The organism is Enterobacter sp. MG-EB028, assembly GCF_056673305.1.
In genome coordinates, this window is sequence record NZ_CP195079.1 from 1917505 (window position 1) to 1939137 (window position 21633).

Consider the following 21633-nt stretch of genomic DNA (forward strand, 5'->3'; position numbering starts at 1 on the left):
GTATCAGGTGGTTTTTCGGAAAAGGTGGAGGCTGTATGGTGACGATTCAGACAATAGCACTCTGATTTATCTGAATTTTTCAGAAAAATGATTACCAAAGCTTACGGTTTCAGTCATTTACCCTTAACGGATTCGCTTATATACTCGTGGGTCTGCTATCAGCAAACAGACGGACTTCATGTATCAACCTGTCGCACTCTTCATAGGCTTACGTTACATGCGTGGGCGCGCCGCGGACCGCTTCGGTCGCTTTGTCTCCTGGCTTTCGACTATTGGCATTACGCTTGGCGTGATGGCACTGGTGACGGTACTTTCCGTTATGAATGGCTTCGAGCGCGAGCTGCAAAACAACATCCTGGGGCTGATGCCGCAGGCCGTTCTCTCCTCCACCAACGGTTCGGTGAACCCGCAACAGCTGCCGGAAAGCGCGGCGAAGCTACAGGGCGTCACGCGCGTTGCGCCGCTCACAACGGGCGACGTGGTGCTGCAAAGTACCCGCAGCGTGGCGGTCGGCGTGATGCTGGGAATTGACCCGGTGCAAAAAGACCCGCTGACGCCGTTCCTGGTTAACGTCAAGCAGACCGATCTGGAAGCCGGAAAGTACAACGTGATTCTGGGTGAGCAGCTTGCCGGACAGCTTGGCGTCAACCGTGGCGACCAGCTGCGCGTGATGGTGCCGTCCGCAAGCCAGTTTACGCCGATGGGACGTTTGCCAAGCCAGCGCCTGTTTAACGTGGTCGGCACCTTTGCCGCCAACAGCGAAGTTGACGGCTATCAGATGCTGGTGAATATCCAGGACGCGTCACGTCTGATGCGTTACCCGGCGGGAAACATCACCGGCTGGCGCCTGTGGCTCGATCAGCCGCTGAAGGTCGATACCCTCAGCCAGCAGAAACTGCCGGACGGCACCAAATGGCAGGACTGGCGCGAGCGTAAAGGCGAACTGTTCCAGGCCGTGCGAATGGAAAAAAACATGATGGGGCTGCTGCTGAGCCTGATCGTCGCCGTGGCTGCATTTAACATTATCACCTCGCTGGGCCTGATGGTGATGGAGAAGCAGGGCGAAGTCGCCATTCTGCAAACTCAGGGGCTCACGCCGCGCCAGATCATGGCGGTGTTTATGGTGCAGGGGGCCAGTGCCGGTATCATCGGCGCGCTGCTCGGCGCCGTGCTGGGGGCACTGCTTGCCAGCCAGCTTAATAACTTAATGCCGATCATCGGCGCGCTGCTTGACGGCGCGGCGCTGCCGGTGGCTATCGAGCCGCTGCAGGTGGTCGGGATTGCGCTGGCCGCGATGGCCATTGCGCTGCTTTCTACGCTTTATCCTTCCTGGCGCGCTGCCGCCACCCAACCCGCTGAGGCTTTACGTTATGAATAAGATCCTGTTGCAATGCGACAACCTGTCCAAACGCTATCAGGAAGGCACTGTGCAGACCGACGTGCTGCACAATGTGAGCTTTAGCGTGGGTGAGGGCGAGATGATGGCGATTGTCGGCAGCTCCGGCTCGGGCAAAAGTACGCTGCTGCACCTGCTGGGCGGGCTCGATACGCCAACCAGCGGCGACGTGATCTTTTCCGGCCAGCCGATGAGCAAAATGTCCTCTGCAGCGAAGGCCGAGCTGCGTAACCGCGAGCTGGGCTTCATCTACCAGTTCCACCACCTGCTGCCGGATTTCACGGCGCTGGAAAACGTGGCGATGCCGCTGCTGATTGGCAAAAAGAAACCGGCAGAAATTAATGCCCGCGCCAGCGACATGCTGAAAGCGGTAGGGCTGGGGCATCGCGGTAACCATCGTCCGTCAGAGCTTTCCGGCGGCGAGCGCCAGCGCGTGGCGATTGCCCGCGCGCTGGTCAATAATCCGCGCCTGGTGCTGGCGGATGAACCGACCGGTAACCTGGACGCGCGCAATGCGGACAGTATTTTCCAGCTTCTCGGCGAGCTGAACGCCTCGCAGGGGACTGCGTTTCTGGTGGTGACCCACGATCTGCAGCTGGCAAAACGCATGGGGCGCCAGCTTGAGATGCGCGACGGTCATCTGAACGCGGAACTAACCCTGATGGGGGCGGAGTAATGGCGTCACCGTTATCGTTACTTATCGGGTTACGCTTTAGCCGCGGCCGCCGTCGCGGCGGCATGGTGTCGCTCATCTCCGTCATTTCGACCATCGGTATTGCGCTGGGCGTGGCGGTGCTGATTGTGGGCTTAAGCGCCATGAACGGCTTTGAGCGGGAGCTGAATAACCGCATTCTGGCGGTGGTGCCGCACGGGGAAATCGAGCCGGTTAACCAGCCGTGGGCCAACTGGAGCGACGCCCTGACTAAAGTGGAAAAAGTGCCCGGCATTGCGGCGGCCGCGCCCTACATTAACTTTACCGGGCTGGTAGAGAGCGGGGTAAACCTGCGCGCCATCCAGGTGAAAGGGGTCAACCCCGCCCAGGAAGCGCGACTGAGCGCGCTGCCGAACTATGTGCAGAACGGCGCGTGGGCGAACTTTAAGGCCGGCGAGCAGCAGATCATCATGGGCAAAGGCGTTGCCGATGCCCTGAAGGTGAAGCAGGGCGACTGGGTGTCAATCATGATCCCCAACGCCAGCGCTGACCACAAACTGCAGCAGCCCAAGCGCGTGCGCCTGCACGTCACCGGTATTCTCCAGCTGAGCGGCCAGCTTGACCATAGCTTTGCGATGGTGCCGCTGGAAGATGCGCGCCAGTATCTCGACATGGGTGACAGCGTGACGGGCATTGCCATTAAGGTGAACGACGTCTTTAACGCCAACAAACTGGTGCGCGATGCCGGCAGCGTCACCAATAACTATGTCTATATCAAAAGCTGGATCGGTACTTACGGGTATATGTACCGTGATATCCAGATGATCCGCGCGATTATGTATCTGGCGATGGTGCTGGTGATTGGCGTGGCGTGCTTTAATATCGTCTCGACGCTGGTGATGGCGGTTAAGGACAAGAGCGGCGACATCGCCGTGCTGCGTACCCTCGGGGCAAAAGACGGTCTTATTCGCGCCATCTTCGTCTGGTATGGTTTGCTGGCGGGGCTGTTCGGCAGCCTGTGCGGCGTGGTGATTGGCGTGGTGGTTTCCCTGCAGCTGACGCCGATTATCAACGGAATTGAAAAGCTAATCGGCCACCAGTTCCTGTCCGGTGACATCTATTTTATTGACTTCCTGCCGTCTGAACTGCACTGGCTGGACGTTTTTTATGTGCTGCTTACAGCACTTTTACTGAGTCTGCTGGCAAGCTGGTATCCGGCGCGTCGCGCAAGCCGAATCGATCCGGCGAGGGTATTAAGTGGCCAGTAATTACGTCATGGTGTAGCGGTCCTGAGGCCGCTATGTCAGAAAGAGGAATGCACTATGTATTATGGATTTGATATTGGCGGCACCAAGATTGCGCTCGGCGTGTTTGATAAAAACCTCAAACTGCAGTGGGAAACCCGCGTTCCCACCCCGCGCGAAAGCTACGATGAATTTTTAACCGCCATTGCCGCGCTGGTTGCGCAGGCGGATGAACGCTTTGGCGTGAAAGGTAGCGTCGGTATCGGGATCCCGGGGATGCCCGAAACCGATGACGGCACGCTGTATGCCGCCAACGTGCCTGCCGCCAGCGGTAAACCGCTGCGCGCCGATCTTTCAGCCCTCCTTGAACGCGACGTGCGTTTAGACAACGATGCCAACTGCTTTGCCCTCTCTGAAGCCTGGGACGATGAGTTCCGTCAATATCCGCTGGTGATGGGGCTGATCCTCGGTACCGGCGTCGGCGGGGGGATTGTCATCAACGGTAAGCCGATTACCGGGCGCAGCTACATCACCGGGGAATTTGGTCATATCCGCCTGCCGGTGGATGCGCTGGAGGTGGTGGGGCGCGATTTTCCGCTGACCCGCTGCGGCTGCGGCCAGCACGGCTGTATTGAGAACTACCTCTCCGGCCGCGGGTTTGCATGGCTTTACGAACACTTCTATCATCAGAAACTTGAGGCCCCTCAAATCATTACCCTGTGGGAGCAGGGGGATGCGCAGGCGCGTGAACACGTCGAGCGCTATCTGGATCTGCTGGCGGTGTGTCTGGGAAATATTCTCACCATCGTCGACCCGGATCTGCTAGTGATCGGGGGAGGGCTATCAAACTTTACCGCGATTACGGAAAGGTTGTCCGGGCGTCTGCCCCGACATTTATTGCCGGTCGCCCGCGTGCCGCGTATTGAACGTGCGCGCCACGGGGACGCAGGAGGCATGCGCGGAGCCGCATTCCTTCATCTCACCGATTAGTTTACGAGGTCTTTATGCTGTCGCGTCGCCAGGGTCGACTCAGCCGTTTTCGCAAAAACAAACGCCGCTTACGAGAGCGCTTGCGCCAGCGGATCTTTTTCAGAGACAGAATAATGCCAGAAGCGATGGATAAACCCAGAGTGGTGGTGCTGACCGGCGCGGGGATCTCCGCCGAGTCAGGAATTCAGACCTTCCGTGCAGCGGACGGGCTGTGGGAAGAGCACCGTGTCGAGGACGTGGCGACGCCGGAAGGCTTTGCCCGCGACCCGGATCTCGTGCAGGCGTTTTACAACGCTCGCCGCCGGCAGCTTCAGCAGCCTGAGATTGCGCCGAACGCGGCGCATCTGGCGCTGGCGAAGCTGGAAGAGGCGCTGGGGGATCGTTTTCTGCTGGTGACGCAGAATATCGATAACCTGCACGAGCGGGCCGGCAACAAGAACATCATCCACATGCACGGTGAGCTGCTCAAGGTTCGCTGCGCCTGGAGCGGTCAGGTGCTGGACTGGAAAGAGGACGTGCTGCCGGAAGACAAATGCCACTGCTGCCAGTTCCCGTCGCGCCTGCGTCCGCACGTGGTCTGGTTTGGCGAAATGCCGCTGGGGATGGATGAGATCTACAGCGCGCTGGCGATGGCGGACGTGTTTATTGCTATTGGCACATCGGGTCACGTTTACCCGGCGGCGGGGTTTGTTCACGAAGCGCGACTGCACGGGGCGCATACGGTCGAGCTCAATCTGGAGCCAAGCCAGGTGGGCAGCGAGTTTGAAGAGAAGCAATACGGCCTGGCGAGTGAAGTCGTGCCGGCCTTTGTGGATAAGCTTCTGAAGGGGCTGTAAGAGTAACGGGCGACGCTGCGTCGCCCGTTATGTATTGCATTAACGACCTGCTTTTAACTTCTGATAATACTCTTCGTAAAGGCGGCTCGCGTCGCCAACGTCATTCTGCCATTCGCCTTTGCTGATGGTTTCGGCATCCGGATAGAGTGACTTATCGTTAGCCACGTCAGGCTTCAGCAGCTTGCGGGCGGCCAGGTTTGGCGTCGGGTAGCCAATCGTCTCGGCAACCTGTTTCGCCACGTCCGGGCGCAGCAGGAAGTTGATCAACTTCAGCGCGCCGTCCACGTTTTTCGCGTTGGCCGGGATCGCGAGGCTATCCATCCAGAAGATGCCGCCTTCCTTCGGCCAGACCACCTCCAGCGGCGTACCGGCCTGGCGGGCAACATACGCAGAGCCGTTCCATACCATTCCCAGGTTCACTTCGCCTTCCATATACGGGTTTGCCGGGTTATCTGAGTTGAATGCCGCCACGTTAGGCATCAGCTTTTTCAGCTCGTTGTAAGCCGCATCGATCTCTTTCGGATCGGTGGTATTACCGGAAAAGCCGAGTTTACGCAGCGCGATCTGGAATACTTCGCGCGCATCGTCGGTTAACAACAGGCTGCCTTTGTATTCCGGTTTCCACAGGTCGGCCCAGCCGGTGACCGTTTTCGGATCGATGGCCTCGCTGTTAACGCCAATCGCCGTTGCGCCCCAGATGTACGGAATGGAGTAGTCGTTATTCGGGTCGAACGGCTTGTTGAGCATCTCCGGATCGAGGTTTGAAAAATGGGTTAGCTTCGTTTTATCGATCTTCTGGATCATCCCCTCTTTGCGCATTTTGTCGACAAAGTAGGTGGAGGGAACGACCAGATCGTATGCACCGTCTTTATAGGTTTTCAGCTTGGCATACATGGTTTCATTCGACTCGTAGGTCGAGTAGATAACCTTAATGCCAGTCTCTTTGGTGAACTGCTCCAGCAGGCCTGGCGGCACATACTCGGTCCAGTTGTAGAAGTAGAGCGTTTTGCTGTCATCAGCGTGCGCCGCTCCCATGCCAAGCACCAGCGCCGCAGCGGCGAGCATTTTTTTCATTTCATTGTCCCCTGAGATTTTGTTTTATCACGAGCAATAACCTGGCTGGCTATCACCAGAACCAGCGAAAACACCAACAGAATGGTCGCCAGCGCATTCACCTCTGGCGAGACGCCGACTTTGACCATCGAATAGATCTTCAACGGCAGAATTTCATAGCTCGGCCCGGTCACGAAGGAGGAGACCACCACGTCATCCATCGACAGCGTAAAGCTGAGCAGCCATCCGGCCGCCACGGCGGGCATCGCCAGCGGCAGGATGATTTTGCGCAGGATGGTCATTTCGCTGGCGCCCAGATCCTTCGCCGCCTCCAGCATGCGCACGTCGAACCCTTTCAGGCGCGCGAAAACAGTCACCACCACAAACGGCAGGCAGAAGGTGATATGGGAAAACAGCAGCGACCAGAAGCCAAGCTGTACGCCCAGCAGCATAAACAGCACCAGCAGCGAAATCGCCATCACGATGTCCGGCGACATCATCACCACAAACAGCATGCCGCTGACGAACGGCTTGCCGCGAAAGCGATAGCGGTACAGCGCCACGGCGGTGAGGGAGCCAATCAGCGTGGCGAAGGTGGCGGAGACGATCGCCATCGTCAGCGAGTGCTGGGCTGCCTGCAGCAGGCTGTCGTTGTTCATCAGCAGGCTGTACCAGCTGGTGGTAAATCCCTGCCAGTTAATCCCGAACCGCGAGCTGTTAAAAGAGTTCACGATTAAAATGATAATCGGGATATAAAGATAGGCGTAGATGGCGGTCATAAAACCGCCGCGAAGCAGTCGACCGATCATTCGAGTTCCACCCTTTTATTCAGCAGGCGCGAGGCGCGCCAGTAGACCAGCAGCATCAGCCCCATCACTACCGTCAGCGTAATGCTTGTCGCGGAACCGAACGGCCAGTCGCGGATGTTCAGGAACTGACTCTTAATCACGTTACCGATCAGCAGGTTTTTCGCTCCGCCCATCAGGTCGGACACGTAGAACAGGCCCATCGCCGGAAGCATTACCAGCAGACAGCCGGCAATAATGCCGGGCATGGTCAGCGGAATAATAATGCGGATGAAGGTCTGAAGCTTGTTAGCCCCCAGGTCTTTTGCCGCCTCCAGCAGCGGTTTATCAAGCTTCTCGATGCTGGAGTAGAGCGGCATCACCATAAACGGCAGCAGGATATAGACCAGACCAACGATCACCGCGCTCGGGGTAAACATGATGCGTATCGGCGTATCAATCACCCCCAGCCACAGCAGAAATTCATTGAGGTAGCCTTTGGTGCTGAGGAAGATTTTCAGCCCGTAGATGCGAATCAGCGAGTTAGTCCAGAACGGCACAATCAGCAGAAACAGCAGCAGCGGGCGCACCTTTTGTGGCAGCCTGGCCAGGAACCATGCGAAAGGGTACCCCAGCAGCAGGCAGGCGACGGTGGCGATCAGCGCCATATTAAGCGAGTGCAGCAGCACGTCGAAATAGAGCGGATCGAGCAGGCGCGCGTAGTTGTCCAGCGTAAAGACCAGCGAAACGAAGTTTGTATCGTCCCGGGTCAGGAAGCTGGTGGCAACGATCATCAGGTTGGGTAAAAAGACAAACAGCACAAGCCACCCGACGATAGTGGCAATCACCACCTTCTGGAACTTACTTGTGTTCTTCATCGGCCAGCACAACCTCCCAGCTTTCTACCCAGTTGATAACCATTTTCTGGTCGAGAGAGTGGTCGAAGTCAGGATCGTCCTCGTTAAAGAATTCGCTGACCATTACCATTTTGCCGTTCTCCAGCTCGACGACAGATTCCAGCGTCATCCCTTTGTAGTTGCGCTCGCGGATATAGCCGATTAACCCTTCGGCCTCGGTATTGCCGTGAATTTCATCGACGCGCAGATCTTCCGGGCGCAGCAGAACGTTGAGCTTTTGTCCCTTTTCGACGGGGAAATTCACCGTGATATTGCACTCGCGTCCTTCAACGCTGGCGCGCACGCGCTTGTCGCCCAGACGCTCAATCACCGTGGCGTTAAAGATATTGATTTCGCCAATGAAGCTGGCGACAAACAGGTTTTTCGGCTCTTCGTAGATTTCGCGCGGCGTACCGTCCTGTTCAATCTTGCCGTCGCGCATCACCACAATACGGTCTGACATGGTCAGTGCCTCTTCCTGGTCGTGGGTGACGAAGACAAAGGTGATGCCAAGCTTGCGCTGTAGCGCTTTCAGCTCGTTCTGCATCTGCTTGCGCAGCTTGTAGTCCAGCGCGGAGAGGGATTCATCCAGCAGAAGCAGGCGCGGTTTATTGACCACGGCGCGGGCAATCGCCACGCGCTGCTGCTGACCGCCGGAGAGCTGGTGGGGCTTACGCTGGGCAAACGCTTCCAGCTGTACCATGCGCAGGGCGTCGGTGACGCGCGGTTCAATCTCATTAGCCGGGGTCTTTTGCATCCGCAGGCCAAACGCCACGTTCTCAAACACGGTCATGTGCGGGAACAGGGCATAGCTCTGAAAGACGGTATTGACGTGGCGATCTTCGGCAGGAACCTGGGTTATGTCCTGGTTCTCAAGATGGATGCGGCCATTATCAACGCTTTCCAGCCCGGCGATAAGGCGCAGTACGGTGGTTTTGCCGCAGCCGGAAGGGCCAAGCAGCGTAAGAAACTCACCATCATTGATGGTCAGGTTGAGGTCGGAAATGACGTCTTTGCCATCAAAGCTTTTACGAATTCGTTCCAGTTGCACCAGCGGTGAACGAGAACGGGATTGTGTATTCAATTTTTGCGCTGTCCCATATAGACGCCTCAGGCAGCAGACTGAAGCGGGGTTTGTGTGTAACCACCTTGGTGACTCGTAATGAGGGCGGACATTCTACGGCAATCCCCCGTAATCGCCAATCCTTGTCACTGATTCATAAGCTACATTTATTAACGTATAAAGATATAAACGTAAAAAGTTCTCGTTTGCGGGATAAAAGTGACCTGACGCAATATTTGCGTTTTGATGCTTACTGATAATGTTGTCACAAAAAGTGAGGGTGACTGCATGGATAAATTACTTGAGCGTTTTTTACAGTATGTTTCGCTGGATACCCAATCTAAGCCGGGTGTCCGCCAGGTGCCGAGCACCGAAGGCCAGTGGAAGTTGTTAAACCTGCTTAAAGAGCAGCTTGACGCCATGGGGCTGGTCAACGTCACGTTAAGCGAAAAAGGCACTGTGATGGGAACGCTGCCGGCGAATATGCCGGGTGATATTCCGGCGATTGGCTTTATCTCCCATGTCGACACCTCTCCGGATTTTAGCGGTAAGCATGTTAACCCGCAGATCGTGGAAAACTACCGCGGCGGCGATATTGCGCTGGGTATTGGCGACGAAGTGCTGTCTCCGGTGATGTTCCCGGTGCTGCACCAGCTGCTCGGTCAGACGCTGATCACCACCGACGGTAAAACGCTGCTGGGAGCGGATGACAAGGCGGGCATCGCGGAGATCATGACCGCGCTGGCGGTGCTGAAAGAGAAAAATATCCCGCACGGAGATATCCGCGTGGCCTTTACGCCGGACGAAGAGGTCGGCAAAGGCGCGAAGCACTTCGACGTGGAAGCCTTTAACGCGCAGTGGGCCTATACCGTTGACGGCGGCGGCGTCGGTGAACTGGAGTATGAAAACTTCAATGCCGCGTCCGTTACGATCAAAATTGTCGGTAACAACGTTCACCCCGGTTCGGCGAAAGGCGTCATGGTGAACGCCCTGTCGCTGGCGTCGCGTATTCATGCGGAAGTCCCGGCGGAAGAGAGCCCTGAACAGACCGAAGGTTACGAGGGTTTTTATCACCTCACCAGCATCAAAGGCACCGTGGACAGCGCGCAGATGCACTACATCATCCGCGATTTCGACCGCAAAGCCTTTGAAGCCCGCAAGCGCAAGATGATGGAGATCGCTAAGAAGGTTGGTAAAGGATTACACCCTGATTGCTATATTGAGCTCATTATCGAAGATAGCTATTACAATATGCGCGAGAAGGTGATGGCCCATCCGCACATTCTTGATATCGCCCAGCAGGCGATGCGCGACTGTGATATTGAACCGCAGCTGAAGCCGATTCGCGGCGGCACCGACGGTTCTCAGCTGTCGTTTATGGGACTGCCGTGCCCGAACCTGTTTACCGGTGGCTATAACTACCACGGCAAGCATGAGTTTGTGACTCTGGAAGGGATGGAAAAAGCAGTGAAGGTGATAGTGCGGATAGCGGAACTTACTGCTAAAGGCTAAAAAACGCCCGGTGGCGCTACGCTTACCGGGCCTACATTCGGATCGTAGGTCGGGTAAGGCGAAGCCGCCACCCGACAATGAGGCAAGGAGTGCCCATGTCAAACTATCGTCGCCACTATATCCCCGGCGGTACATGGTTTTTCACCGTCAACTTGCAAAACCGCCAGAGCGATTTGCTTACCCGTTATATCGACAGTCTGCGCGCTGCCACCTCTTTGGTTAAACGTGCAAAGCCGTTCACAATCAACGCATGGGTTATTCTGCCTGAGCATATGCACTGTATCTGGACCTTACCGGAAGGAGATAGCGACTTTTCGGCACGCTGGCGTGATATCAAAAAAACGTTTAGCCGCAACATCGACATGCGCCACGTATGGCAGCCGCGTTTCTGGGAGCACACCATTCGCAATGAAAAGGATTACCTGCGACATATGGATTACGTCTACATCAATCCGGTGAAGCATGGCTATGTCAGTAAGGTTATTGACTGGCCTTTTTCAACGTTTCATCGCGATGTGGCTGAAGGGTTGTATCCGGTGGATTGGGCGGGAGAGATCGAGGATTTTGCGGCGGGTGAGCGGAAGTGAAAAGCCGGGTGGCGGCTACGCCTTACCCGGCCTACATTCGGATCGTAGGCCCGGTAAGCGAAGGGTATGACCGGATACAAAGGTGACAGATCAGACCGGGAACATAGGTAACACTTTTTAGTCTATCCGGAGCACACTCTGGGTTTTTCGGTCATAGTACGCAAGCGTTATTCCGTTAAAGATGATGGCCTCAAGGCCATCATCTTGTTCTTCCAGCATGATGTACTCATCAGTCAGCGCTTCACTCAGGAACACCGTCCCCTTTTTCCCCATATAGAGTGTCCCCCTTGATTTCACCCTGTAGACCGTACCTCCTTCCGGATAAGCATATTCAGGAACCCTGCCATCCCAGTGACGGCCTGAAGGCTTCCACACCGTTCCGGGCGTTGCACCCGCCAGGGCTTCATGCGGCCTTTCGTAGTTAAACTCTTCCCGGTAGTCACTGAACCACCGCTGTTGTTCTTCCATCGTCATGAAGGTGTTGCCCTGTTTCACTGCACTTTTCAGCGAGCGGTGCATTCGCTCATGACGGCCGTTTTCTTCCGGATGCCCCTTTCTGATACGTTCCGGTCTGATGCCCAGCTTTATCAGCCAGACTGCAAGGCGACTTAACCCGGCGATACCTGTTCCCGCGAACGGCTGACCATTATCCGTTCTCAGGACTTCCGGCAGACCGTACTCCAGGAACGCATCCGTCAGGCACTGCCTGACGAAGGGCTCGCTCTCCCGGTCCGTTCCCCGGCAGCTCAGAAGATACCGGCTGTGATTGTCGGTCAGGGTGAAGGGATGGCAGTATTCCCGGCTCAGCAGCCTGAACTTGCCTTTAAAATCAGCACTCCAGACCTGATTGTTCTCACTGATGATGGTCAGAGGCTGCCGATTACCCGGTGTTCTGCGTTTTCGCTTTTTATCCGGAACCAGGCCTTCACGCTTGAGGATATCGCCGATAGTGCTGGCAGCAGGTACGGTAAAATCGACGTGATGATTGAGCAGCCACATCCGCAGTTTTTTAGGGCCCCAGTCAGGGTGTTTTTGACGCAGGGCAGTCAGGTGTCCGGCAATATCATCAGGAACCGTCCGGGAGTGGGAGTGTGGTGCACGCGATCGGTCAGAGAGAGATGACAGGTCAGAGGGGTCAAAACGCTGAAGCCATTTATAGCCGGTTTTACGGCTGATGCCAAAAAGGCGGCAAAGAGCGGAGAATGAGTCCGTACCTGCATGGCAGGCACGGATAAAATCAAGGCGTTGCATAGGTCGGGTCTCAGTCCAGGGCATAGCGAGTCTCCTCTTCTATGCCAGTTATAACTGTTACCCATGTATCCGGTCTAAAGTGTTACCCATGTTTCCGGTTCATACCTAGCCGCCACCCGGCACATATCATAACTCAGTCCTCAAAGAACCAGTACCCGCTGTTGACCAGCGCGGCCAGCATCGCGAGGAAGGACGGATCTTCCAGCGCATCGCCAAAGGTGTCGGCAGTCAACACCAGATGGCTGGCAATGGCTTCCAGCGCCGGTCGGTGCGGAGAGTCCAGCTTCTCGCCGTTGACGAACACCTCTTCACCGATGCGCAGCACGCGCAATCCGCCCAGACGTACCAGCTTGTCGCCTTGCTGGAGCGCATCGTAAATCTCGTCCGCCTGATACGGCGGCTCCGGTGGCGCAACGTCCAGCTCGTGGCGGGACTGGCTGATAAACTCGCCAAACCATTGTTTAAAGTGTTCCGGCTCGTTGATCAGATCCAGCATCATGCCGCGCAGTTTATCCAGCTCTTCTGGCACGATATCTGCCGGATGCTCTCGCGCAGGTACATCCGGATCGCTGTAGCGATAGCTGCCCAGCTCGCGCTGCAGAACATAGTCGGCAAAGCCGCTGATCATCTCGCGGCCGCTCGGCGCGCGGAATCCAACGGAGTAGTTCAGCGAGTTCTCCAGGGAGTAACCTTCGTGAGGGAATCCCGGCGGAATGTAGAGGATATCGCCCGGCTCCAGCTCTTCGTCGATAATTCCTTCGAACGGATCCACCTGAAGCAGATCCGGGTGCGGGCAGTGCTGTTTCATTGGCACTTTTTCGCCCACGCGCCAGCGGCGGCGGCCCGTACCCTGAATGATAAACACGTCGTACTGGTCCAGATGCGGACCCACGCCGCCGCCCGGTACAGAGAAGGAGATCATCAGATCGTCCATTCGCCAGTCGGGCAGGGCGCGGAACGGGCGCATTAGCGCGGCAGTTGGCTCGTGCCAGTGGTTGACCGCCTGTACCAGCAGCGACCAGTTGCTTTCGCCGAGGTGATCGTAGCTTTCGAAAGGACCGTGGCTGACCTGCCATTTCCCGTCCTGGTGGCTGACCAGGCGGCTGTCGACTTCGTTTTCCATGGCCAGACCGGCCAGCTCGTCAGGCGAGATAGGGTCGACAAAGTTGCTGAACCCGCGTTTCAGAACCACCGGGCGCTTTTGCCAGTAACGTTCGATAAATTCGGGCCAGTTAAGTGTTAAGTGATAATCCATATTTTTTTATTCCGCAGGCTCTTACTGACTCGGATTATAACGGAAGCTCAGGCCCCCGGCTGCGAGATCCTCGCATTTTTCACATAACGGGTTAACTATCGTCCGAAGTGGGCTGCTGTCGACCAAAAATCACTTCCATTCTGGCCCCACCCAGCAAGCTTTCGCTGGTTTCGATTTTGCCATCGTACTGGTCGACAATCTCGCGGGCCACGGCTAATCCCACCCCCTGACCGGGACGCAGCGTATCCGCACGCTGACCGCGATCGAACACCACATCACGTTTATTGCGCGGGATCCCCGGGCCATCATCCTCGACGATAATATGTAATTCGTTATCCGTCTGGCGCGCCGACACTTCCACAAACTCCAGGCAGTACTTGCAGGCGTTATCCAACAGGTTGCCCATCACTTCCATAAAGTCATTTTTTTCGCCGACAAAGCTAATCTCAGGCGAAATATCGAGGCTGATATTCACCCCTTTACGCTGATACACCTTGTTGAGCGCGGACGTGAGATTATCCAGCAGCGGGGCTACCGGGTGCAGCTCGCGGCTCAGGAGCGCGCTGCCGGAACGCATGCTGGCGCGGTGCAGATAATAGCCAATTTGCTGCGAGATTCGGCTGATCTGTTCCAGCATCACCGGCTCGGCATCATCGACGCTCAGCTTTGAGCTGCGCATTGAACGCAGAGTGCTTTGCATCACGGCCAGCGGCGTTTTCAGGCTGTGCGTGAGGTCGGTCAGGGTCGTACGGTACTTATCATAGCGTTCACGCTCGCTTTTCAGCAGGCGATTGAGGTTACGCACCAGGCTGGTCAGCTCACGGGTGGTCTCCGGGTTGAGCTTTTCACGATGATGTTCCTCAAGCTCGCGCACCTCTCGCGCCAGGGACTCAATAGGACGCAAGCTCCACCACGCCGCCACCCAAAGCAGCGGGATCACCAGCAGCAGGTTTGCGGCGAGAACATAAACGAACCAGCCCCAGACCTTATAGGAACGTTTTAGCTCAACCGGGATGGTGTCAATCACCACAATGGTCAACTGCGGCATGTTCATGGTCGCCGGGTAGATATTGATCGCCACCGAGTGCGTCATCTCCGTCTCGGCATCGTCAGCGCGGATTTCATTGAGCTTTTGCTGCATTGAGCGATCTTCGCGGATCAGGGTGCTGGTGGTGTTGAGATCGGCTTCAATCTCATGAAATCCGTTGGTTTTGAGCCATTCAGGACGAATGCTATTGACCAGCCACGGAATATCGCGCTGCGCCCAAAGCAACTTTCCCTTTTCGTTATAAATCATGGCCAGGGTTGGACTCTGCTGATTCAGATTTTCCGGCATTTCAACGGTGATGTGGTTGTCTTCCCATTTCGCCAGGGTATAAAACAGATTGCTTTCGCCGCGTAACAGACGAAAGGTCGTTTTATCGAAGCTGACGCTGTACCCTACGAGGGCGACCATACCGTAGGAGAGCGACAGCACCAACACCACCGCGGCCGTAGCCAGTAAAAAGCGAACCCGCAGCGAGAGGGGCAGAATATGGCGCAAAATCCGTCTCATTTAGCGTAATTCAAACAGGTAGCCCTGACCGCGGACGGTGGTAATCACATCCTGCGGATACTGCGCCTGAATTTTCTTACGCAAACGCCCCATCAGCACGTCGATGGTGTGACTCTCGCGCAGCTCAGCGTCAGGGTAGAGCTGGAGCATTAAGGAGTCTTTGCTCACTACCTTGCCGCTGTTACGGATCAGCGTTTCCATAATGGTGTATTCGAATGCGGTCAGCTTGATCGCTTCATCGTTAATTGAGAGCTCGCGCCGGGAGAGATCCACCTGGAAAGGCGGAATGGAGATAACCTGTGAAGCCAGCCCGCTGTTGCGGCGTAACAGCGCCTGCATGCGCGCCGCCACTTCTTCAATATGGAACGGTTTGGTGACGTAATCATCCGCACCGGCGCTGAGCACTTCAACTTTGTCCTGCCAGCCTTCGCGTGCCGTCAGAACCAGAACCGGCAGAGAAACATCATGGCTGCGCCAGCGACGAATTAACGACAGGCCGTCTTCATCAGGCAGGCCTAAATCGACAATGGCGATGTCCGGCAGGTGTTCATTGAGATAATAATCGGCTTCTTTTGCATCTTCAGCATCGTCCACCTGATGTCCCATCTCCTGAAGCTGAACCTTCAGGTGGTGGCGTAGCAATGCGTTATCCTCAACAACCAGTACGCGCATCATCTTTTCTCCGGGAATAAATAGTATGAATAGTTTAACGCTGATTATGTTGCTGTGGGGATAAACATTCAGTAAACCGGGGAAAAGCAACCCCCTTTCCGGGCGGAAAGGGGGGGGAAGGACGTTATTTCAGCTCGTCAACCATGGTGATGGCGCGGCCAATGTAATTCGCCGGGGTCATGGCTTTCAGGCGGGTTTTCTCTTCTTCCGGCAGTGCCAGACCGTCGATAAACTGCTTCATGCCTTCGGCGTCAACGCGTTTACCGCGGGTCAGCTCTTTCAGCTTCTCGTACGGCTTTTCGATACCGTAACGGCGCATCACGGTCTGAATCGGCTCTGCCAGCACTTCCCAGTTGTGATCCAGTTCGTCCAGCAGACGATCGCGGTTCACTTCCAGTTTGCTCACGCCTTTCAGGGTGGACTGATACGCGATCAGCGCGTAGCCGATGCCCACGCCCAGGTTACGCAGTACGGTGGAGTCGGTCAGGTCGCGCTGCCAGCGGGAAACCGGCAGTTTGCTCGCCATATGCTGCAGCACGGCATTCGCCAGGCCCAGGTTGCCTTCAGAGTTTTCGAAGTCGATGGGGTTCACTTTGTGCGGCATGGTGGAGGAGCCGATTTCACCGGCGATGGTTTTCTGCTTGAAGTGGTTCAGCGCGATGTAGCCCCAAACGTCACGATCGAAGTCGATCAGGATGGTGTTGAAGCGCGCGATGCAGTCAAACAGCTCGGCGATGTAGTCGTGCGGCTCAATCTGGGTGGTGTACGGGTTCCACTGAATGCCCAGCGAGGTCACGAACTCTTCGCTGAACTGGTGCCAGTCCACTTCCGGGTAAGCGGCGATGTGGGCGTTATAGTTACCGACCGCGCCGTTGATTTTGCCCAGAATCTCAACCTGTTCCAGCTGACGATACTGGCGCTCCATGCGGTACGCCACGTTCGCCATCTCTTTACCCATGGTGGATGGGGTGGCCGGCTGGCCATGGGTACGGGAAAGCAGTGGAATATCGCGGTATTCCACGGAGAGTGCTTTCACCGCGTCGATGATTTTACGCCAGTAAGGCAACACAACCTCTTTACGCGCGGTGGAGAGCATCAGCGCGTGAGACAGGTTGTTGATATCTTCGGAAGTACAGGCGAAGTGAATGAATTCGGATACCGCGTGCAGGGCAGGGACGCTTTCCACTTTCTCTTTCAGGAAGTACTCAACCGCTTTCACGTCGTGGTTGGTGGTGCGTTCAATGGTCTTAATACGCGCGGCGTCTTCTTCGCTAAATTCAGCAACGATTTTATCAAGGTAATCGTTTGCCTTTTCATCAAAAGCAGGAACTTCCTTGATTGCTGCCTGGGCGGCCAGCTTCTGCAGCCAGCGTACTTCAACCTGAACACGGAACTTCAGCAAACCATATTCGCTGAAGATCCCGCGCAGCGCGCTGACTTTATCGCCGTAGCGTCCATCGACAGGGGATACGGCGGTCAGTGAGGATAATTCCATAATTCGCAACTCCGGGAGGTTAACAATGAGCAAGAATTTGTTTTGCCTGAGTGGTCAGGCGATTACGAGAAAACATTAACTGCAGGCGGCCACCGCCAACCTGGTGCCACAGCACGGCAGCGCGGATCCCTGCCAGCAGGGACGCGCGCACTTTTGCCTGTACCTGCGGACTTTGCAGTACGGCAGGGGATCCGGTGACCTGAATACGCGGGCCCAGCGGGCTGATGACATCAACGTAAATGCCCGCCATGGCGCTCAGCAGCGTTTCGGACTGCAGGTCGAAATGGTCGAGCTGACGCTGTAACCCGGCGATGCGATCGCCCAGGGTATTAAGCGCGCCTTTCGCGGCGCTCAGCTTACGCTCCAGCACCATCAGGCTTAAGGTGTAGCGGGTCAGCTCCGCGTTTAACCCCTGACGGCTGCTGGCGTTAAGTACGCCAAGCAGGGTTTCAAGACCGAGACGAAGATTGGTTTCACTGCCGCCGAACACACCCAGAGTTGAACCGGGGTTGAGGTCGATAACGCTGTTGAGCGAAACGTGCAGGGCGTCAGCGTCGCAGTGACCCTGATGCGCCAGCTGTTGCACCAGACGAGCTGACTGGCAAATTCCCGCCAGCGCCAGGGTGATGTCATAGTAATTCTTCGCCACACGGTCTCCTTTATGTGTGCAATCGTTTAAACAGCGGGCAGCGGCAGGCGCTGTTCAATGATCCCGCCGCCCAGGCAGATCTCACCGCTGTAGAAGACAGCAGACTGGCCCGGGGTAACGGCGGCGACCGGCTCGTCGAAACGCACGTCAATACGGTCATCATCAAGCGCGGTGATGGTGCAAGGAATATCGGTCTGGCGGTAGCGCGTTTTCACCGTGCAGCGCAGCGTGCCTTTCAGCGGCTCGCGATCGACCCAGTGCAGCTGCTGTGCGATAAGGCCAACGGACATCAGACGCGGGTGGTCGTGACCCTGAGCCACCACCAGAATATTGTTTTCGACGTCTTTGTCGACCACGTACCACGGATCTTCGCTGCCTTCTTTGGTCCCGCCAATACCCAGGCCTTTACGCTGGCCTAAGGTGTGGTACATCAGCCCCTGATGCTGACCAATCTCGTCGCCATCAACGGTGACAATTTTACCCGGCTGCGCAGGGAGGTAGCGGCCAAGGAAATCACGGAACTTTCGCTCGCCGATAAAGCAGATACCGGTAGAGTCTTTTTTCTTCGCGGTGATCAGGTCCAGCTCTTCAGCGATTTTACGCACTTCCGGTTTTTCCAGTTCGCCAACCGGGAACAGGCTTTGCGCAATCTGTTCGTGGCTCAGCGTATAAAGGAAGTAGCTCTGATCTTTGTTGCCGTCCAGGCCGCGCAGCAGCTGGCTTTTGCCATTCACGTCTGCACGACGCACGTAGTGACCGGTCGCAATGTAGTCTGCGCCCAGATCTTCCGCGGCGAATTCCAGGAAGGCTTTAAATTTGATCTCTTTGTTGCACAGAATATCCGGGTTCGGGGTGCGGCCTGCTTTGTACTCTTCAAGGAACAGTTCAAAGACGTTATCCCAGTATTCTGCGGCAAAGTTAACGGTATGCAGTTCAATGCCGAGCTTATCGCATACGGCCTGCGCATCGGCGAGATCCGCAGCGGCAGTGCAGTATTCCTCGCCATCGTCTTCCTCCCAGTTCTTCATGAACAGGCCCTCCACCTTATAGCCCTGTTGCTGTAACAGGTAGGCGGAAACGGAGGAATCGACACCGCCGGACATGCCGACGATCACTTTTTTCTGGCTGTTATCTGACATGGAATACTCACGACATTGAACTTCAAGGCGGCGTATTCTATCACGCCCCCCCACCGATGACACCCTCTGTAAACGGCCAGTTAAATTCTCCGATGACACCCAGCGGCAAGCGCGCGTCTGACTGCCAGCAGCGGATGCTTTCCGCAACCAGCGGTGAGCGCAGGTTTGGCGCGTTCAGGATCTCCTCGGCGGTGACCCACAGGCAGCGATCGATATCGTCATCGTGCGGTTCAGTGGCGCACGTTTCGCTAAGCTCAACGGCAAATAAAAAGCGCAGGAATGGGGTGCTGTCGGGAGCAATCCACTGGTGCATGCGGATGAAGTGCTGCGGTTCAGCGTGAATGCCCGTCTCTTCCCAGAGCTCGCGCTTCGCGGCCTGCAGCAACGTTTCATTGGCTTCAAGATGCCCGGCAGGCTGATTCCACAGCGCCTTGCCGTTGATGCTCTCTTCCACAACGAGGAATTTTCCCTGCGCATGCACCACGCAGGCGACCGTAACATGAGGTTTAAACATCGTTTCTCCTTAAGGGGCAACGTCGCGCCATTCGCCGTTTGCCAGCGTATCCAGCGTATAGCTGCCCATGGCATAGCGAATCAGACGCAGGGTAGGGAAGCCGACGTGTGCGGTCATGCGCCTCACCTGACGGTTGCGGCCTTCATACAGGGTGATTTTGAGCCAGCTTGTCGGGATGGATTTGCGCTCGCGAATGGGTGGGTTACGCGGCCACAGCCACTCCGGCTCATTCACGCGTTCAATACCGGCGGGCAGGGTGGGGCCGTCGTTCAGCGTCACGCCGCTGCGTAATTTTGCCAGCGTCTCTTCGTCCGGCTCGCCCTCGACCTGCACGAAGTAAATTTTTCCGGTGCGTTTGCCCGGCTGCGTGAGCTTCGCCTGCAGAGCGCCGTCATTGGTTAAGACCAAAAGTCCTTCGCTGTCCCGGTCCAGACGCCCGGCGGCGTAAACACCCTGAACGGGGATGTAATCCTTCAGCGTGCTGCGCCCGGCCTCATCGGTGAACTGCGGCAAAACATCGTAGGGTTTATTGAACAAAATCACCCGCTTCGGCTGGGTTTGCTGGGGTCGTCTGGTGGCTTGTCGCGAGCTGAATCGCTCAACCCGGTGTTTTGTAAAAGAAGTTTTCTTCATGGTATTTTCAGGCGTTATCAATTGCCGCATTATAGCCTAATAACGAAGACCTTTCATGGCGCAGGACAATCAGGTACTATCGAAGGGCTCATTACAATTTATTAACATAAGATCAGTAACAACCAGAAGCGCTCGAAGGAGAGGTTAATGGAAAGCAAAGTAGTTGTTCCGGCGGAAGGTAAAAAGATCACCCTGCAAAACGGCAAGATTAACGTTCCTCACAATCCGATTATCCCGTTCATCGAAGGTGATGGTATCGGCGTAGACGTTACCCCGGCAATGCTGAAAGTGGTTGATGCCGCTGTTGAGAAAGCCTACAAAGGCGAGCGTAAAATTTCCTGGATGGAAATTTACACCGGTGAGAAATCGACTCAAGTTTATGGCCAGGACGTCTGGCTGCCAGCGGAAACGCTGGACCTGATCCGCGAATACCGCGTTGCTATTAAAGGCCCACTGACTACCCCAGTTGGTGGCGGCATCCGTTCACTGAACGTGGCACTGCGTCAGGAGCTTGACCTGTACGTGTGTCTGCGTCCGGTTCGTTACTATCAGGGCACCCCAAGCCCGGTTAAGCACCCTGAACTGACCGACATGGTTATCTTCCGCGAAAACTCAGAAGACATCTACGCGGGTATCGAATGGAAAGCGGACTCTGCTGACGCAGAAAAAGTGATTAAATTCCTGCGCGAAGAGATGGGCGTGAAGAAAATTCGCTTCCCTGAGCATTGCGGTATCGGCATCAAGCCGTGCTCCGAAGAAGGGACCAAACGTCTGGTGCGTGCGGCCATCGAATATGCGATCACCAACGACCGTGACTCTGTGACCCTGGTTCACAAGGGCAACATCATGAAGTTCACCGAAGGCGCGTTCAAAGACTGGGGCTACCAGCTGGCGACCGAAGAGTTCGGCGGTGAGTTGATCGACGGCGGCCCGTGGCAGAAGATTAAGAACCCGAACACCGGCAAAGAGATCATCATTAAAGATGTGATCGCCGATGCGTTCCTGCAGCAGATCCTGCTGCGTCCTGCAGAATACGACGTCATTGCCTGTATGAACCTGAACGGTGACTACATTTCTGACGCCCTGGCAGCGCAGGTTGGCGGTATCGGTATCGCCCCTGGTGCGAACATCGGTGACGAGTGCGCCCTGTTCGAAGCGACCCACGGTACTGCGCCTAAATATGCCGGGCAGGACAAAGTGAACCCAGGCTCTATCATCCTGTCCGCAGAGATGATGCTGCGTCATATGGAATGGTTCGAAGCCGCAGACCTGATCGTTAAAGGTATGGAAGGCGCGATTAACGCCAAAACCGTCACCTATGACTTCGAACGTCTGATGGAAGGCGCTAAGCTGCTGAAATGTTCAGAGTTTGGCGACGCGATCATCGCGAACATGTAATCCAGATTCTGGGTTTAACAAGAGCGGGGGCCTGAGGGTTCCCGTTTTTTTTGCCTCT

21 protein-coding genes are annotated in these 21633 nt (G+C 56.0%); 8 read left to right on the plus strand and 13 right to left on the minus strand.

Annotated features, from left to right (window positions below):
• Window positions 1-178: 178 nt before the first annotated feature.
• Genes lolC through cobB form a run of 5 tightly spaced genes read left to right on the plus strand, consistent with a single transcriptional unit; the run spans window position 179 to window position 5118 of the window.
• Window positions 179-1378 (plus strand): lipoprotein-releasing ABC transporter permease subunit LolC, encoded by a 1200-nt coding sequence (lolC, locus tag ACR42C_RS09075; RefSeq protein ID WP_479985034.1) that lies wholly within the window; start codon window positions 179-181, stop codon window positions 1376-1378.
• A complete protein-coding gene (gene lolD, locus ACR42C_RS09080) occupies window positions 1371-2072 on the plus strand; it encodes a lipoprotein-releasing ABC transporter ATP-binding protein LolD (RefSeq protein WP_112781858.1) in 702 nt (233 codons plus the stop codon). The genes lolC and lolD overlap by 8 nt, the downstream gene beginning before the upstream one ends.
• Window positions 2072-3316, plus strand: a complete 1245-nt coding sequence (gene lolE, locus ACR42C_RS09085; protein ID WP_116340629.1) for a lipoprotein-releasing ABC transporter permease subunit LolE — start codon at window positions 2072-2074, stop codon at window positions 3314-3316. The genes lolD and lolE overlap by 1 nt, the downstream gene beginning before the upstream one ends.
• Window positions 3317-3370: 54 nt before the next feature.
• The gene (gene nagK, locus ACR42C_RS09090; RefSeq protein ID WP_116340627.1) at window positions 3371-4282 is read left to right on the plus strand and encodes an N-acetylglucosamine kinase; all 912 of its coding nucleotides are present in this window, start codon (window positions 3371-3373) and stop codon (window positions 4280-4282) included.
• Between the two features lie 14 nt (window positions 4283-4296).
• Window positions 4297-5118, plus strand: coding sequence for a Sir2 family NAD+-dependent deacetylase (gene cobB, locus ACR42C_RS09095; RefSeq protein WP_041910499.1), 822 nt, complete (start codon window positions 4297-4299; stop codon window positions 5116-5118).
• A 39-nt stretch (window positions 5119-5157) separates the two neighbouring features.
• Here cobB and potD read toward each other — a convergent pair whose 3' ends face one another.
• The 4 genes from potD to potA are packed head-to-tail and all read right to left on the minus strand — an operon-like array spanning window position 5158 to window position 8966.
• Entirely contained in the window at window positions 5158-6192 is a 1035-nt protein-coding gene (gene potD / locus ACR42C_RS09100; RefSeq protein WP_316378920.1) for a spermidine/putrescine ABC transporter substrate-binding protein PotD, read from the minus strand.
• Window positions 6189-6980 carry a spermidine/putrescine ABC transporter permease PotC gene (gene potC / locus ACR42C_RS09105; RefSeq protein ID WP_163328777.1) on the minus strand — a complete coding sequence of 264 codons (792 nt, stop codon included), beginning with the start codon at window positions 6978-6980 and terminating at the stop codon, window positions 6189-6191. Before potC ends, potD begins: the two co-directional genes overlap by 4 nt.
• Window positions 6977-7834, minus strand: coding sequence for a spermidine/putrescine ABC transporter permease PotB (gene potB / locus ACR42C_RS09110; protein ID WP_316378922.1), 858 nt, complete (start codon window positions 7832-7834; stop codon window positions 6977-6979). The genes potC and potB overlap by 4 nt, the downstream gene beginning before the upstream one ends.
• Window positions 7818-8966 carry a spermidine/putrescine ABC transporter ATP-binding protein PotA gene (gene potA, locus ACR42C_RS09115; protein WP_316379295.1) on the minus strand — a complete coding sequence of 383 codons (1149 nt, stop codon included), beginning with the start codon at window positions 8964-8966 and terminating at the stop codon, window positions 7818-7820. Before potA ends, potB begins: the two co-directional genes overlap by 17 nt.
• Window positions 8967-9203: 237 nt before the next feature.
• Between potA and pepT the strand changes: the two genes are divergently transcribed.
• Both pepT and ACR42C_RS09125 read left to right on the plus strand, forming a co-directional pair.
• A complete protein-coding gene (gene pepT / locus ACR42C_RS09120; RefSeq protein WP_163328783.1) occupies window positions 9204-10427 on the plus strand; it encodes a peptidase T in 1224 nt (407 codons plus the stop codon).
• A gap of 95 nt (window positions 10428-10522) precedes the next feature.
• A complete protein-coding gene (locus tag ACR42C_RS09125; protein WP_116340615.1) occupies window positions 10523-11014 on the plus strand; it encodes an REP-associated tyrosine transposase in 492 nt (163 codons plus the stop codon).
• 117 nt (window positions 11015-11131) lie between these two features.
• On the opposite strand, the gene ACR42C_RS09130 is transcribed toward ACR42C_RS09125, so the two are convergent.
• From ACR42C_RS09130 to rluE, 9 genes are all read right to left on the minus strand, one after another.
• The gene (locus ACR42C_RS09130) at window positions 11132-12289 is read right to left on the minus strand and encodes a DDE-type integrase/transposase/recombinase (RefSeq protein ID WP_316380356.1); all 1158 of its coding nucleotides are present in this window, start codon (window positions 12287-12289) and stop codon (window positions 11132-11134) included.
• Window positions 12290-12398: 109 nt separating this feature from the next.
• Window positions 12399-13520, minus strand: coding sequence for a ribosomal protein uL16 3-hydroxylase (locus tag ACR42C_RS09135; RefSeq protein WP_116340613.1), 1122 nt, complete (start codon window positions 13518-13520; stop codon window positions 12399-12401).
• 91 nt (window positions 13521-13611) lie between these two features.
• On the minus strand, window positions 13612-15075 hold the full coding sequence (phoQ, locus tag ACR42C_RS09140; RefSeq protein ID WP_116340611.1) for a two-component system sensor histidine kinase PhoQ: 1464 nt from the start codon (window positions 15073-15075) through the stop codon (window positions 13612-13614).
• Window positions 15076-15747 carry a two-component system response regulator PhoP gene (gene phoP / locus ACR42C_RS09145; RefSeq protein WP_116341160.1) on the minus strand — a complete coding sequence of 224 codons (672 nt, stop codon included), beginning with the start codon at window positions 15745-15747 and terminating at the stop codon, window positions 15076-15078.
• A gap of 124 nt (window positions 15748-15871) precedes the next feature.
• Complete coding sequence (gene purB / locus ACR42C_RS09150; protein ID WP_014883421.1) at window positions 15872-17242, minus strand: adenylosuccinate lyase; 1371 nt, start codon at window positions 17240-17242, stop codon at window positions 15872-15874.
• A gap of 19 nt (window positions 17243-17261) precedes the next feature.
• Window positions 17262-17891 (minus strand): high frequency lysogenization protein HflD, encoded by a 630-nt coding sequence (gene hflD, locus ACR42C_RS09155; protein ID WP_013097081.1) that lies wholly within the window; start codon window positions 17889-17891, stop codon window positions 17262-17264.
• Window positions 17892-17917: 26 nt separating this feature from the next.
• A complete protein-coding gene (gene mnmA / locus ACR42C_RS09160) occupies window positions 17918-19030 on the minus strand; it encodes a tRNA 2-thiouridine(34) synthase MnmA (protein ID WP_028012751.1) in 1113 nt (370 codons plus the stop codon).
• 40 nt (window positions 19031-19070) lie between these two features.
• Window positions 19071-19544: an NUDIX hydrolase gene (locus tag ACR42C_RS09165; RefSeq protein WP_316378925.1), complete on the minus strand. Its 474-nt coding sequence runs from the start codon at window positions 19542-19544 to the stop codon at window positions 19071-19073.
• 9 nt (window positions 19545-19553) lie between these two features.
• The gene (gene rluE / locus ACR42C_RS09170) at window positions 19554-20207 is read right to left on the minus strand and encodes a 23S rRNA pseudouridine(2457) synthase RluE (RefSeq protein ID WP_163328871.1); all 654 of its coding nucleotides are present in this window, start codon (window positions 20205-20207) and stop codon (window positions 19554-19556) included.
• 117 nt (window positions 20208-20324) lie between these two features.
• Between rluE and icd the strand changes: the two genes are divergently transcribed.
• Window positions 20325-21575 (plus strand): NADP-dependent isocitrate dehydrogenase, encoded by a 1251-nt coding sequence (icd, locus tag ACR42C_RS09175; protein ID WP_302218809.1) that lies wholly within the window; start codon window positions 20325-20327, stop codon window positions 21573-21575.
• Window positions 21576-21633 lie beyond the last annotated feature (58 nt).